Source organism: Kribbella sp. NBC_00482, from assembly GCF_036013725.1.
Taxonomy (GTDB): Bacteria; Actinomycetota; Actinomycetes; order Propionibacteriales; family Kribbellaceae; genus Kribbella.
Window position 1 is genome coordinate 7,330,483 of sequence record NZ_CP107881.1, and the last position, 13,940, is coordinate 7,344,422.

The 13,940-nt window shown below is 67.9% G+C and carries 12 protein-coding genes; 8 read left to right on the forward strand and 4 right to left on the reverse strand.

The annotated features are described in order from the left end of the window. Positions 1-74 precede the first annotated feature (74 nt). On the reverse strand, positions 75-323 hold the full coding sequence (locus tag OHB24_RS35560; RefSeq protein ID WP_327635292.1) for a hypothetical protein: 249 nt from the start codon (positions 321-323) through the stop codon (positions 75-77). A 647-nt stretch (positions 324-970) separates the two neighbouring features. On the opposite strand from OHB24_RS35560, the gene OHB24_RS35565 reads away from it, so the two are divergent. The 8 genes from OHB24_RS35565 to OHB24_RS35600 all read left to right on the forward strand — a co-directional run bounded on the left by OHB24_RS35565 (position 971) and on the right by OHB24_RS35600 (position 7,987). Further along, on the forward strand, positions 971-1,621 hold the full coding sequence (locus OHB24_RS35565; RefSeq protein WP_327635293.1) for a hypothetical protein: 651 nt from the start codon (positions 971-973) through the stop codon (positions 1,619-1,621). A gap of 315 nt (positions 1,622-1,936) precedes the next feature. Continuing rightward, positions 1,937-3,007: a hypothetical protein gene (locus tag OHB24_RS35570; protein ID WP_327635294.1), complete on the forward strand. Its 1,071-nt coding sequence runs from the start codon at positions 1,937-1,939 to the stop codon at positions 3,005-3,007. 7 nt (positions 3,008-3,014) lie between these two features. Further along, the gene (locus OHB24_RS35575) at positions 3,015-3,590 is read left to right on the forward strand and encodes a hypothetical protein (protein ID WP_327635295.1); all 576 of its coding nucleotides are present in this window, start codon (positions 3,015-3,017) and stop codon (positions 3,588-3,590) included. 24 nt (positions 3,591-3,614) lie between these two features. Further along, on the forward strand, positions 3,615-4,280 hold the full coding sequence (locus OHB24_RS35580; RefSeq protein ID WP_327635296.1) for a vWA domain-containing protein: 666 nt from the start codon (positions 3,615-3,617) through the stop codon (positions 4,278-4,280). Positions 4,281-4,392: 112 nt separating this feature from the next. Next, a complete protein-coding gene (locus OHB24_RS35585) occupies positions 4,393-5,361 on the forward strand; it encodes a protein phosphatase 2C domain-containing protein (protein WP_327635297.1) in 969 nt (322 codons plus the stop codon). Next, the gene (locus tag OHB24_RS35590; protein WP_327635298.1) at positions 5,358-6,320 is read left to right on the forward strand and encodes a hypothetical protein; all 963 of its coding nucleotides are present in this window, start codon (positions 5,358-5,360) and stop codon (positions 6,318-6,320) included. The genes OHB24_RS35585 and OHB24_RS35590 overlap by 4 nt, the downstream gene beginning before the upstream one ends. Positions 6,321-6,597: 277 nt before the next feature. Further along, complete coding sequence (locus tag OHB24_RS35595; protein ID WP_327635299.1) at positions 6,598-7,410, forward strand: hypothetical protein; 813 nt, start codon at positions 6,598-6,600, stop codon at positions 7,408-7,410. Beyond that, positions 7,400-7,987, forward strand: coding sequence for a hypothetical protein (locus tag OHB24_RS35600; RefSeq protein ID WP_327635300.1), 588 nt, complete (start codon positions 7,400-7,402; stop codon positions 7,985-7,987). Before OHB24_RS35595 ends, OHB24_RS35600 begins: the two co-directional genes overlap by 11 nt. Before the next feature lie 169 nt (positions 7,988-8,156). Here the strand turns inward: OHB24_RS35600 and OHB24_RS35605 are convergent, their stop codons facing one another. From OHB24_RS35605 to OHB24_RS35615, 3 genes are all read right to left on the reverse strand, one after another. Then, the gene (locus OHB24_RS35605; protein WP_327635301.1) at positions 8,157-8,309 is read right to left on the reverse strand and encodes a hypothetical protein; all 153 of its coding nucleotides are present in this window, start codon (positions 8,307-8,309) and stop codon (positions 8,157-8,159) included. A 217-nt stretch (positions 8,310-8,526) separates the two neighbouring features. Next, positions 8,527-11,436 (reverse strand): CHAT domain-containing protein, encoded by a 2,910-nt coding sequence (locus OHB24_RS35610; RefSeq protein WP_327635302.1) that lies wholly within the window; start codon positions 11,434-11,436, stop codon positions 8,527-8,529. 22 nt (positions 11,437-11,458) lie between these two features. Further along, positions 11,459-13,930, reverse strand: a complete 2,472-nt coding sequence (locus OHB24_RS35615; RefSeq protein ID WP_327635303.1) for a CHAT domain-containing protein — start codon at positions 13,928-13,930, stop codon at positions 11,459-11,461. Between the last annotated feature and the right edge of the window lie 10 nt (positions 13,931-13,940).

Genomic DNA, 13,940 nt, shown 5'->3' on the forward strand with positions numbered 1-13,940 from the left:
GCACCAGCAGGTAGGAGGCGGCCAGCCACCTCAGCGCCCGGCTCCATGATCAGAAGGACGTGCAACTCGTCGAGCTACCGGCGACTGAAACTCGCCGGCTGGGCCAAATGCTCTGCCTTGCTCTCCACGAGATCCTGGCACTGATGCAAAGGACCCGGCGGACGCGACACGCCGTACCGATGGAAGTTCGGCCACGTCAGGCTGAACTGGTTGCCGTACCAGCACTTCGTCGCCTGCCCCACCACGAGCCCGTCCCAGCCGCGTCCAGGATTCTTCAGCTCCTGGACCGCCTGGCTCGCCTCGTCGCTCCGCTCCCAAGGCAACGACCGCGACCGTCCGATATCGAAGAACTCCTCGACGATCTCGCCCCGAGCGGCTCGACGAACCGCGCAGCTTCACCAACTGCCTCGCCGGCGACGACTTCGGATCCTGATCGTCCTCCGTAGAGCGCCGCCGGTCTACCGGTCGAAATCTCTGACGCCAGCCGTCACGGTGACGGATGTACCCGGTGGCCAGAAGGCGACCGGACCTGCGGTCGTCACGATCACCGGCGGACAGGACCTTATCTGGGCCTCACCAGCACAGCAATCGGTGGGCACGGAGCACATCTAGTTCCAGGGCGAGATCTCGATCCGGCGTGCTCCCTGTTCGAACGGCCGCACCCAGCGCGTCGCGGCTAGCGACCCACTGCCCTGACCTACACCTACGTCTACTTCAGCCGGTCCCGACACTGGCCACGAATGCGGTTCGAGCTGGCCCCACGAGCGTGGCACCGTAAACAACCTCAACGTTCCTTGCGACGGCACTAGCACGGATCAGGATGTTAGTGGCGTCGCTGTCCGACACCACGATCCACGATCTCCGGGCCGCGATCTTCGGGCTTCCGCGAGGCTGAAAGAAAAGTCCTGGCTCTTGGTAACGCTGGGTCGTCGGCTCGCGATATAGCGGACAGATTCAAGGGGGAATGGTCATGAGCTCCGATTTCGATGACGGGCGGGATTGGCCTGCCGGTCATGACGCCGGTGGGTTCGAATTTGGCAGCGGTGAGGATCGGGAATACTGGTGGGGGCGCCTCGGGGAGCCGGTCAAGCAGCGGCTCGCCGAATTCTCCGGGCCGGTCATCGACTGGTGGGCATATGCGTACGACGGTCCAGAAGCCAGGCCGTACGTCGTCGTGTTCGGCGAACGCGGTCTGGTCACGAGCACGCCGACGACCGATGCGTCGGGTGACGCCTCTCGGCGGTTCGACACATGGGCGTTCGCACCGGGATCGATCCGGGACGTCATCATCACGCATCAGGCAACGCACCCCGGCAGCAGCCGCGAGTCGGGCGCCACCAGACCTGGTCCGTTGCACGAAGAGCTTGATCCGCAACTGCGCGGCTTCCTGGGCAATCTCCCGGTCGAGGCGCAGAGCAGGCTGCTGGGACCGTTCCTGACCCGGGATTCGGTGCTGTCGAGCAGCTTCCACTACTTCGGAACCGACGCGGACCTTGATGCCTGGTGCTACCTGGCCGGCCGCAAGTCGGTGACCTTCGCCCGTGGCCGGCGGCAGGTCGACCTGGTCCAGCAACTCCCGGCCTGGCACCTGACCTGCTGGCAGGCAGGCGTCCGCCAGTGAGCACTCCGTCCCCAACCGATCTGACCCGACGAGTCCGCTTGCCGTGACGCTGTCCGTCAGAAGGAGTCGTGGGCAATGATCACCGAACGCCGGGTCTCCGTCCCCCCGGCAACAATCTGAGCGGACCGGCCGTATTCCGCGGCCGTTCTGTGTCCCATGCCGCGAGCTTCCTGTGGGGGAATGCTCTGTGCTCGTGAGCGATTCGAGGAAACCGTGACCGACGTATTTTCCGAATGCTGCACCCGGCTGCGAACACTCGCCGCCGATACGCGCTTTTCCCGGCGCTCCGACGACCTGCAGTCATTGGCGACCGCCGTGGAGGACGATAACAACGACGAATGGACGAATGTCGATCTGTTCGCCGCCTTCCCGGCCTCGTCCGCGGTGGCGATCAGCGACAAGGAGTGGGCCGAACGCATCCTCGGCGCCTTGGCCGCGATCTCCGCGTTCCTGCCGGTCGCCTGGACCTGGTGGAGCTTCCACGCCGCGACTGAGGCGTACCAGGCAGTTGTCGCCCGGGGAAAGGAGAACGGGCGGACCTTCCTGTCGCTGTGGACCACCGGCTTCGACGGCGGCCTCGCGTCCGTCCACCGCCTCATCCCGACCGCCCAGATCTCGGTCGGTCTGATCCTGTTCGCGATCGGCTGCGTCGTCGTCCATCGGTTCGTCGCGCACGCCGCCGCCGACCGTGAGGACAATCGACGGCACGAGGCCCAAAGCGAACTGACCGCCTGCATCGCGCTCGCGAGGCGACTGCTGGACCAACGTCGGGCCGACGATCCGGTACGTCTCGAGGCGATGATCAAGCGATCCGTGGACGCACTTCGCCAGGCCAACGAGACAACGCTCGCCGGCTCCACCGAACTGCGCGAGTCGGTCACGGAACTGCGTACGTCGCTCGCCGACCTGATCGCGTCCGCCATCAAGGCGACCACGGGTGCCAAGGCGTCGGCCGACGTGGCCAGGACTGCGAACGCTGATCTGCAACTCGCCATGGATCGGACGCTCAAGGAGCTCTCGACGGCGGTGCAGACCCACGTGACCGATCTGCACGACGGTACGAAGATTGCTCTCGAGAAGGCCGGCCGGTCGGCCTCCTCGGCCGGTTCGGCCATCTCGGCCGAGGTCGCCAAGGTCGCCAAGTCGCAGCAGAATCTCGCGACAGGTGTCGCGACCCTGTCCGTAGCTTCCGGTGGCATCAAGACCGAGCTCAACTCGATCATCACCGAGCTCGGCAAGTCGCTGGAAACGATCAACGGTTCCCTGAGCCAGCACGAGAGTGCGATGCAGGCCCAGACGACAGAGCTCTCCCGCTCGTACGACGCCGCGGAGCGAATGCTCCGGACGATCGAGCGCCTGGGCGGCCCGGAGACGATGGCGGGATGAGCGACCGATGACGTCCGGGCAGAACGCGAGAAGTCAACGACGGCCGCGCTGGTCGATCGAGTCGATCGCCGGCTGGGTCTTCGCCGACCTGTTCCTGGTCCTGTTCCTGGTCGGCCTCGGCTCCGCGGCGCCGGTCAAGCCGGCCGCCGCGCCGAAACCCAAGCCGACGGCAGCCGTCACTCCGAAACCGACACCGAAGCCCACACCGAAACCGACCCGGACACCGGCACCGATCATCGGTCTGAAGCAGGTTCCGGCGCTGCTCTCCATCGCCGTCGATGCCCGCGCACTGACGTCGAGCGGTTCGGCTGCCCTCCAGGAAGGTACCGCCGCGTGCCGTCACGTTCGCCAGGCGGCCGCTGCGCTGAGCGGGCAGCAGGCCGGTCTTGTACTGATCTTCGGCGGCGGCCCTGATGTGGTCCACGGCCAGTCCGTGGCCCGCGGCGTCGCCAAGCATCTCACCTGCGCGTCGCCGACCTTGTTCCCCAGGTCAACAGTTTCCCGGCCGTTCTGGGACGGCACCCTCGGCTACGGGCAGGTCCGTCTCGAGGTTTTCGTGTTCACCGTCAAGAAGGCAACCTAACCAAGTGGAAGAGAGCTGAGAGTCATGGGTCAGCAGGTACTGCCGTTCTACCTCGTCTGCGACGAGTCGGGCTCGATGGCCGGAGAGCCGATCAAGACCATCAACGATGCGTTGCCGAAGTTGCACAAGGAGATCGGGCTCAACCCGGTGGTGTCGGACAAGACGCAGTTCAGCATCATCGGCTTCAGCGACACCGCCGAGGTGCTGCTGGAGATGTCCGACTTGAGTCAGGTGACGGGACTTCCGGTCCTCGGCCCCAAGGGCGGCACCAATTTCGCGGCGGCCCTGCAATGCGTCAAGGAGCAGATCGAGCAAGACGTCGAGCGTCTGAAGCGCGATGGGCACAAGGTGTACCGGCCGGTGGTCTTCTTCCTCACCGACGGCCACGCCAACACCGACTGGAAGACCGAATGGCAGGACCTCACGGCGGACACGTTCCCGTACCGGCCGAACATCGTTGCCTTTGGCATTGGCCAGGCGGACGAGACGACGATCTCCGCGGTCGCCACGTTCAAGGCCTTCATCGTTAATCGGGACATGTCACCTGCCGCCGCGCTGCAGGAGTTCGCGGTCGCGCTGACCAAGTCCATCGTACAGAGCGGCTCGCACAGCTCGAACGACGGCGGCATGACCTTGCAGACGCCGGACAACATCCCGGGCTTCACCTCCCTGACCGTCGCCGAGCTCTGACCACGTGTCCCTCCGCGAGCGGTCCGCGCCGGACCACATCGCCGAACTCGCCGGAGATGCGGATCCAACCGGCTCGGCCCAGAGCCCTGCTTCATCACACGAAGGAGGCCAGATGGACGGCCCCGCAGTCAGCGATCCAGTCACGACCGTCGACAGCTCGGACGAACCGGTCCCCCAGCCCGTCGCTGAACGGCCGTCCGTCGCGGAATCCGGACGGTCCTCGGAGACATCGTCAGGCCGTCTGCGACGGTTCGGTCCGCCGGCCAACCTCTCGCCGGTTCCTCGCCGTCTGGCGAAGCAGCGCAGCGCTACCAGGCACGTGCCGGACATCGCGCTGGACTGGCTCGACACACAGGTCGGCCGCGTACGGGCGCTGTCGGCGAGAGGACACATGCACCGCTACCTCGCGGAGGTCCGCCAGGACTCGTTCGGGATCGGCGCCCCTGACGGTTACCTAACTTTGGCGGTGGCGGACGGCGTCGGCTCGTCATCGGCCTCGCACATCGGCTCTGCCTACGCCGCCCGGGCGTCGGTGGGTCACGACGGCCTGGTCGCTTCCCTCGCAGATCCATCCGTGGACACGGTCTCGCTCGACTTCCTGTCCAGCGCCATGCAGACAATGGCGGCCGAGAACAACCTGCAGCCGCGCCAACTGTCGAGCACCCTCATGCTGGCGGCGGTGGCGGACCAGCGGCCTTCCACGGACGGCTTCGAGGTGACGCTCGCCCAGGTCGGAGACTCGTCCGCCTGGCGACTGCGCGACGGCCGCTGGATCGAGTTGGGCGCTGGACCCGAGGACACCGAGTCGCCGATCGTCACGGCCGTCGAATCCTTGCCGTTGTGCCCGATCGCTCGCGTCTGGCGTGAGATATTCCGTCCCGGTGAGACGCTGGCCCTGGTCTCGGACGGGATCGGCAACATCTTGCCCGCGAACCAGGACTTCGCCGACGCCCTGGCCGAGCTGTGGCGGACCGACGCCCCCGTGCCGGCGGACTTGCTCAGCGTTCTCGACGCCACCATCAAGAGCTACGACGATGACCGTACGTTCGTCGGGCTCCACTTCGCGGAGCTACCCACATGACCACCACGCCGCGTTCCTCCCTCATGGTCGGCCAGCGGCTGGCCGACGGCGGGCAGGGAAACGTCTTCGCCCTGATGAACGACGCGCAGCAGGTTTTCAAGGAGTACCACACCCCGGACCACCCGGCGTTCCGCCCGGACACGCTGCGGCAGTTGGTCACCGAACGATCGAAGATCAGGTGTGAGGGCACCGGAATCGAAGCCTGGACCGCCTGGCCGCTGTCCGTGGTCACGGATGGACCGAGAACCGTCGGCTTCCTTATGCGGCGGGCTCCCTCCGACTTCATCCTCGAGGTCGGCGGCGAGCGAAAGCTCGCAGACCTCGGCTTCCTCGGCTCCCAGCCCAAGTTGATCTGGGGCAAGGTCCAACTGCCGACGGTCCCGGACCGGATCGTCATAGTGCGGGACCTCGCCAGGGTGATGGACGCTCTGCACCAGCAGAACATCGTGATCGGCGATCTGTCGTTCGCCAACGTCTTGTGGGCAGGGCCGCCGCAGCCGCGGATCATGATGCTCGACTGCGACGGGTTGCGGTACGAAGGCCGGGAGCCGGTCCTGCCGCAGGCAGAGACGCCCGACTGGGACGATCCTCAGGCGAAGCCGCACACGAGGACCAAGCCGACGATCGATCGTGACCGCTACAAGCTCGCGCTGGCGGTCCTGCGGGTACTCACTACGAGCCTGGACGCACGACCAACACCGACCACGTCACTGGATCCCGCGCTCTTCGAGCAGCCGGACCAGGCCCTGCGCGTGCAGGACCTGCTGCGTAGGGCGGGCGGCTCCGTCGGCTCGCGTCCGACCGCCAAGGAGTGGATGCAGGTCCTGTCGCCACGGCCTTTCACCCCGGTCACACCACCGAGCCAGCACCGACCGATCAACGCACCACCGCCCCGGCCCGACCTCCTCGGCGTCTCCGAGGCGCGCATCTATCACCCCGTTCGACCACCAGGTAGCTGATCCGATGAGCTTCAGATGGTTCGTTCGCCCGTGGAAGGCATTTTGTCGCCAGGTAAACCGCTTGCTGCGCCGTACGCCTGCACAGCCACCGCAGCAACCGCCAGCTGCAAACCGCACGTACATCCCGGTTCTGCCCCGGGTGATGCCCTTGTCCAGCACAAGAACGAAGCCGGTGCAATCAGCTGACTCAACAGTCGCGTCTCCTGAGGACAGTCGCCGGCCTCGAAAGCGCTCGAGGGTCATTGGAGAAGTCCTGGGCGCCGGCGGGCAAGGATCCGTGCACGAGCTCGAAGGCGATCCGAGCCGCGTGGTGAAGCAGTTCGGGCGTTCCATTCCCGGTGCCGAGGAGGACTTCCAGCGACTCGTCGAGGCCGGACACGAGATCGCCAAGCCGTTGGCCGGCCTGCCCATCGCGTTCTGCTGGCCCGAAGAAGCGATTGTCCGCTCCGGTCTCAGCGGCTACGTCATGCCGAAGCTGGATCCGCGCTTCTACTACGACTTCGGCGAGGAACGCCGGCTCCGGACGCTGGACCACGCCATCCCGAAGCGTACGGCGTTCTCGCTGCCGTTCACCGTGTCCGACGCCGACCGGCTCACCCTGGTCCAGCTGGTCGCAGCCTTCCTGGAGTCGATGCACGGATCAGGCGTCGTGTACGGCGATCTCTCCTGGGGCAACTTCTCGTTCGACCCGAACTCCGGGGTCCATCTGGCGGTCTACGACGTCGATTCGAGCAGGCTGCTGGGTAGCCGGTCGTTCACCCGGCAGGCACCGGCGAGCACCGCCGACTGGGACGACCCGGAGGCACCCGATCTCCCCGTGGCCACGCTCGACGCGGATCGCTACAAGTTCGCCTTGCTCGCCTACCGGCTGCTGGTCGCGCACAACTTCGACGGCCGGATCGACCCGGCACGGATCACCGGGCAGATCTCCGGTCTCGGTCCGGAGGACAGCCGTCAACTGAAGGCCTTGTGGACCCGGGCGGCGGGCCCCCGAGGCACGCGTCCGCAGCTCGCTGAGTGGACGAGGCTCCTCGGCCGGCCAACACCCGCTCCGCTCGTCACCGTGAGGGCAGCGGTCAATGAGACCTAGCGACGAGGCTGGTGCGACTTGGTTCGACAGCTTGGGAGGCTGGAGCAACCTTCTGCAGGGCCTCGGAAGCGCGGTCATCGGTGGTCTGGTGGCCGCCGCCACCGCCTACCTGGTGGTTCGTTGGACCCACCGGTCGAACATGCGCGCTGCCACCGAGATGGACGCACGCTCCGTCGTCCGCAGCCTGACCGACGACTCGCTCAAGATCCTCGCGGACATCCAGGAGCTGATCAGCCAGCCCGTCGAGGACGCGGCGCTGCCGCTGCGACGGTTCCTGGTCGAGATCAGGCTGTGCCAGATGCGTTTCGGTACGGCGTTCAACGTCAGCTTCCCGACAATCGCGCTGGTCGACACCGGCTTCGTCACAACGACAATCTCACCACTCGTCGAGCAGATCAGTACGTCGTTCGGCGTCGCGGAGGCCCGTGTGCAGAAGGCGATCGATGCTCAGGACCTGTCCGAGCAGGCCTCCGTCGCGGAGGCCTACACCAAGGTGGCTGCGACGCTGGACACAGCCGCGTCGCAGATCAACGACCTCAACCTCGCCTGCGTGACCTGGCTCGGTGCGCGCACCTGAGGCTACAACTTGGCGTGCGGGGTCGGGTTGGATGGCGGTCAGTTCGGCTGGTAGTCGCCGCCTTGTACGCCCGGAGCGGTTGCCGCATGGAGGGGGCACGGGTTGGGATAGGGCTTTGGTCAGGGCGTTCAGTGGTGCCATCAGCTGCGCCATCCCGAAGTCCCTCGGGTCATGCTCCAGCCAAACCCCCAGCCCGTCCCAGCCCGTCCTCGTAGCCGCCCCGCGGATCACGCTCCAGACCGATCTGCCCGCCCTGCCGACGCATCAGCCCGTGCAGGCCCGAGACAAAGAGGCCGGCCGTCTGCCGATCGAACCAGCCCATCGGGTGTCCCCACTTATCCCTGGTGGGCTCGTGGGACGGATTCTGCCTGGTGCAGGCAGGACTCTCGCTGTAGCCGGTGGAGGCGGTGTTTCAGGTTGGTCGAGAGGTCGGCTGGGTTGGCGCCGTTCTGCCGGCAGGCGGCGATGGCGCGGTGTAGTTCCTGTAAGAACAGGGTTTGCAGGCGTTCGGTCGGATCCGACATGGCATGCTCCGGCGGTCAGCAGCCGCGGCAGGCCAGTGCGGACCAAAGTGCCGGGCGCGTCAGGTCGATCGTGTCGACCGTCGTCAGGTGGGCGCCAGTCAGCAGCGGCGCCAGGTCCCTATCGGGGTCGAGCATCCACCGGTGTACGGCGTTCACCGCTCTCGCCGGCGGCATCCGGTGGTCGACGAGCATCAAGTGGGTCATGAACAAAGCGAGTTCGGCGAACCGCACCGGGACCGCCCACTGCCAGCCGATCACGTGCGAGAAGCCCACGTCGAGGAAAGCGTCGGCGACCGAGCCGAACCCCTCGGCTGCCGGTTCCGCAAGGACCACCAGTCCCGTGCCGTGCAGACCGTCCTCACGGACGGCGAGTACATCGCCGTCAGCCAGGAGAAGCGCAGGTACGTCGTCGCGTTGCAACCCGCACGCCAGATGCGTCACCGAGGCACCCGACAGGTGGCTCAGGACGTCGTCTCTCGTCCCAGCTGCATCCACCGACTCGACAGCACGACCCACACACGCGGAGCGCGGGTAGAACAGGCGTCGGAGCACCATGACGTCGACCATCGCCGAATCCCGGTCACCGCGCGGGTTGACGACGAACAGTGGAGCGTCGCTGACCGGTACCGAAGGCCGATCGGACAGCTCGATCACCCGAGCCCCCGACGACACGTAGGTGACACCAACGTTCTCGGCGAGCCGACGGCCCGAACCCGTGCACACCGCGGACAGAGCGATCCGGCCGAGGTCGCCGGACGCGGCCACGAGCAGGCTGCCGGCGCTCCAGCGTCCCGTGATGGCCGACAAGCCAGGATCGTCGAGCGGCAACAGGTCGTGCACCGGTAAGTTCGCGAGCACGTCGAGGCGATCGGTTGCCGGATCCAGGCACAACACACCGGCCGTCCGGCCGACGTCATCGGTCGGATGCAGATAGAGGAGCGCGGAGGCCCCGACCCGCCGTACCGCGACGGCCAGGTCAGCGAGCGCCGGCACCTCGACGGCCGGCGAGGCCTGGAGGTCGATGCCGAGCATGACGCCGAGAACGTCCTCGGCGAGCTCGACCGGCCGATCGGACGCCACGGCGGCAACCTCCAGGGCGGTGTACGCCGCTGCCTCGTACCTCTCGGCCAGCATCTGTCCGGCAAACCGCGCCGCACTGACCCGATCCTGACCACCACCGCGCAGCGCGTTGACACCGGCATCACGACTCAGCTCAGCGTCGCCGGGTGCGCCGCGGCGGCGATACGTCGCAACGAGGCGCCACCACGATCGGGTGCACAACCCCAGATTCACGTGACCGAGCTCCCGGGTCGCGGCGGTCAGGAGCCGTACGGCGTCGTCGAGGTCAGCCGGTGTCAGCTCAAGGTAGCTCGCACCCACCACCGCGGCGCACCGCGGCGACATCGCGTCTCCGACCAGCCCGTCGACGGCGCCCCGAAGCGCCTCGGCGTCATCGTGGACCAGGGCGTCGAGCAGCCTGGCAAGGCCCTCCGGCGCCGGTCCGACTGCAGTGCGGACGGCTGCGGGATCGTACGCCCGGACCGCTGCGGCGAGTCGAACCTGCTGCACCGCGGTCGACAGGGCGGCGTACGCGAAATGATCACGCGGCACGGCGGCGACCGCAGCCTCCAGCGGCCCTGGATCGACGGCGACATCTGCGCCCGTCGCGCGACACAACTCACTGAGTGCTGCCACGACGGCCGGACGCGGCGACACTTCGGCCGCATATGCCGTGAACCGTCCAGGAATCGCCCCACCAAAGGGCCGCGTGTCATCCAGTACGGCGCCGAGCGTCTCGACGACCGCAGCGGCGGCGGGGTGATCGGTCGGGATGAGCTCGGTCGCGGCGAGAAGCTGTTCCGCCGCGGCGGTGCTGATGCCCGCGCCGCTGTCGTCGCCCCATCCGCTGCCGTCCCGCTGCTCCCGCAGGCACAGTCCCACCGCAGCCAGCAAATGGTCGAGCCCTGACTCGACCGGATCGTCGTCCCCGCCCGCCTCGACCGCGTTCATCGCCGCGCCGCCGAACGCGTCCAGCTCGGCGGCTACTCCCTGTTCCGGCCCCATCTGCAAGACAGCCAACGCCTGCTCCCAGATGGGGTTCCCGGGCAGGCCCGATAGATCTGCCAGCCGGCCGCGGGCACCTCGCCGGGCGGAGTCAGGCTCGATGGGTGCGACCGGGACCGGCACGGCTCGCCGCGGCGCCGGCCCGGGCGTTCGCGTGTCGCTGTCCCGCAGATCAAGACCGGGGTAGTTGAGCGGATCGACGTTCGTCAAGTCGGTCGTGAAGAACAGCGACGCGATGCCGGGATTCGCTACCTGGCCGCCGCGCTTCATCAGGTCCTGGACACCCACCATCGCACTGATCATCCCGGTGAAGTCCAGGTTGCCGCTGAGCAGGGGCACGATCGCCTCCGTGAGCGTGATCAGGCTCTGGATCGTCGCGACTACCTCGGGAGTGACCGCCGGGCTGCGGAGAGCCTCGCGGAAGCACTCGATCGCCGCTTCGGCATCAGCCTTCGACGCCGAAGACGTCCCGCCGAGGAAGCCGCCGCGCGCGGCTTGGTTGGTCACCCCCTCCAGCGCACGGGAGAGGCGCAGCTGGCCGAGACCTATCCGAGCCAGCATGATCCAGGTCGGCGGGAGGCCCGGGCTGCTGAGTGCCTCGCCGAGTAGGACTGTCCCACGATCCCGGTCCGCAACGGGCCCGCCGTGTGCAGTGTGGCGAGACATCAGCAGCCAACCTAGCTGCGCGGCAATCCCCCCGCGGCCAGGATCGCCGGGGCGCACCTGGTCATACGCTTTGTCGAGCAGCGAGATCGCCTCGGACAGGTCGCCGAGTGCGCCCGGCGTACCCGGCCCTGCCCGCCAGTAGCGCATCACGAGCTCCTGCGCGCGTCGTACCAGTTCCGCGATGGTTAGGTCCATGGCACTGCCACCTTTCGATCGGTCACTGGCCCGAGTGAACGAACCCGGCCCACGCGACGATGCGCCCGGGGTCGGCGTCCGCAAGCAAGCGGCGCAGCGGAGCGGGCATGTTCCGAGGCGGCTGTCGCTCGCCGTCGAGCATCCACAGCTGGGCTTGACGGAGCGCGTCCCACGGTTGACAGCCCTCCGCGATCAGCCAGTGGTGGAACATGTACATCAGCAAGGAGGTGTCCCGGTCCGGGATGCTCCACTGGGTCGACAGCACGGACCGCGCGCCCGCCGCCAGCAGGACCGTGCCGAGGCTGTAGGCCTCGTCGTAGCCGTGGATCGACTGACCTGTGTGGCACCCGGCGAGCACCGCGAGGCTGATGGGGTGCCGGTCGGTGTCGAGAAGGCGGATCAGGTCGTCGGCGTCGAGGGTACCGTCGGCCAGCAGGAGCCGGGACGACGCGGAGGCCGCATCGGTCTGCATGATTCCGTGCGTCGCGAAGTGGACCATCCTTCCCGCGTGCGAGCCGTGCGCCCGCAGCCAGGTCCGGACCTGGTCGGGGGTGCCGGCGCCTGAGCTGCTGACAGAACCGTCCGGCCGGCGACCGATATAGGTCGCGGCGGGATAGAAGGTCCGGTAGATCGCGTACGCCTCCAGGCGCGCCGACGGCAGGTCCGGTGCCGCGCCACCGGTGTCCGGATCGGCCACCACCAACCCGGTCGCCGTGTGCCGCACCGGCTCGGCGGCGGCCGAGGCGCACAGCATCCGGGCCGACGCGGCCTGCGATATGGCGGCAAGCTCCAGCAGATAGGTTCCGTCAGGTCGCCGTGCCGCCTGCCAAGGTACTCGGGCCAGGTCGCCCATCGGGACCAGCACGAGCCGCGGGGTCCGGTCCGGCGCACCGGCGAGGTACGGCTCGACGATCCGCCCCATCGCACCCTTCCACGCCCACTCGCACAGCGCGTCGAGCCGCTCGGCGAAACCGGCTTCCTCGGGAGACGCGACGTCCCGAAGGCCGCTGCGTGGGGCCGCATCCCTGACGGCCGCATCCCTGACGGCCGCAGCGGCCAGGTACCGCTCGATCTCCGTGCCCTCCTCGATCGCGAGACCGGGCAGCGGGAGGTACCGCGGCGTCCCCTCGACCGGTGCGATCACCGCCCAGCCGAGCGCCGACGAAGCGGCCGGAACCAGGTAGACGAGCGCATCCGCACCGAGACGGCGTAGCGCCTCCTGGACTTCCTCCAACGTGGGAGGATCGAGCAGATCGACGTCGCGGGACAGTGCGCCGATGACCTCTTCCCGTAGCAGGACCGACGGATTCTCCTCCGCCCGCCACCGGTCAGCCAACTCCTTCTCGCCCGCGTCGACGAGTCGTGTGTACGGATCGCGTAGCTCGGTCGCCGCGAACAGCATCAGCCCCCGGCCGCCATCCAGCGCGCGCAAGGCACGTAGGGCGCTCCCAGGTTCCCGCTCGCTGAGGCAGCGGGCGGCGACCTTCATGGCCTCTTCCGCCGCGCTCGCCGCGAGCGTACGGGCACTCCCCGCGGTGGGCTGCAGCAAGACCTGCCAGGCGTAGCCACGCAGCGCGTCGAGGACGTCCGGACTCGACGACAGGATCTCGCCGCGCCGCCGACCGAAGTCGGCCAGCATTTCGCAGATGAAACTCCAGTGCGGGTGGTCAACTCCCCCGGCCACGTCCCGAGCACGCTCGAGCAGCGCGATCGCCTCGTCGACATCGGCCATCGATCCGCGGACGTCCGAACGGTGGTACATCGCCAACGCGAGGCTGCCGAGATTGAAGACGTGCTCCGGCTGGCCCTCGGTCAGCGTCACGGCCGCACGCAGATCGTCGATGCCCTCGTTGATCCGTCCGAGGTCGCGCTCCTTGCCCTCGTTCAACGCCGCGCCGCCTGCCGCGACGAGGAGGAGCGCGCGCTCGCCGTCAGTGCGCCCCGGACGAGCTGCGCTTTCTCGCAGCACGCCGATGAGGTGGTCGCGGTCTGCCGTGTCATAACCTGGCGTTTCCAGCGCCATCATCAGCTCCGCCATGGGCGCCAGGTCCGCCAACTGCTGACGCATGGGGTTGTCGTCCGGCAGGCCCTGGGCCAGCGCCAGCGTCTCGGCGAACAACGTGCGCGCGGCCTCGCTGTCGCCGTTCTGCTGCGCCCTCAGGGCCTCCAGGAACCCCGGCATCAGTCCCAGTATCGGGTCGGCCTGGCCGCGGGCGAGCCGGCCGACGTCGTCGAAGATCGGCTGCAGTGCGGGCACCTCGGCGAAGGCGGGCCCGATCGTCATACTCAGGGCTGCGCGGACAGCCTCGATCAGCGTTCGAATCTCCGGGTCTCCGGCGAAGTCCACCGCCAGCCGCTCCACCTCAGCCAACGCCGAACGCGGGTCGGCCATCATCCGATCGTTGGCAGCACCCATCAGCTCGCACAAGCGGACGACCGCCTGCGCCCTTCGTCCGTCCGGATGGTTCGGCCCGTCTTCGTCCACTACGTGCATGCCGCGCCCT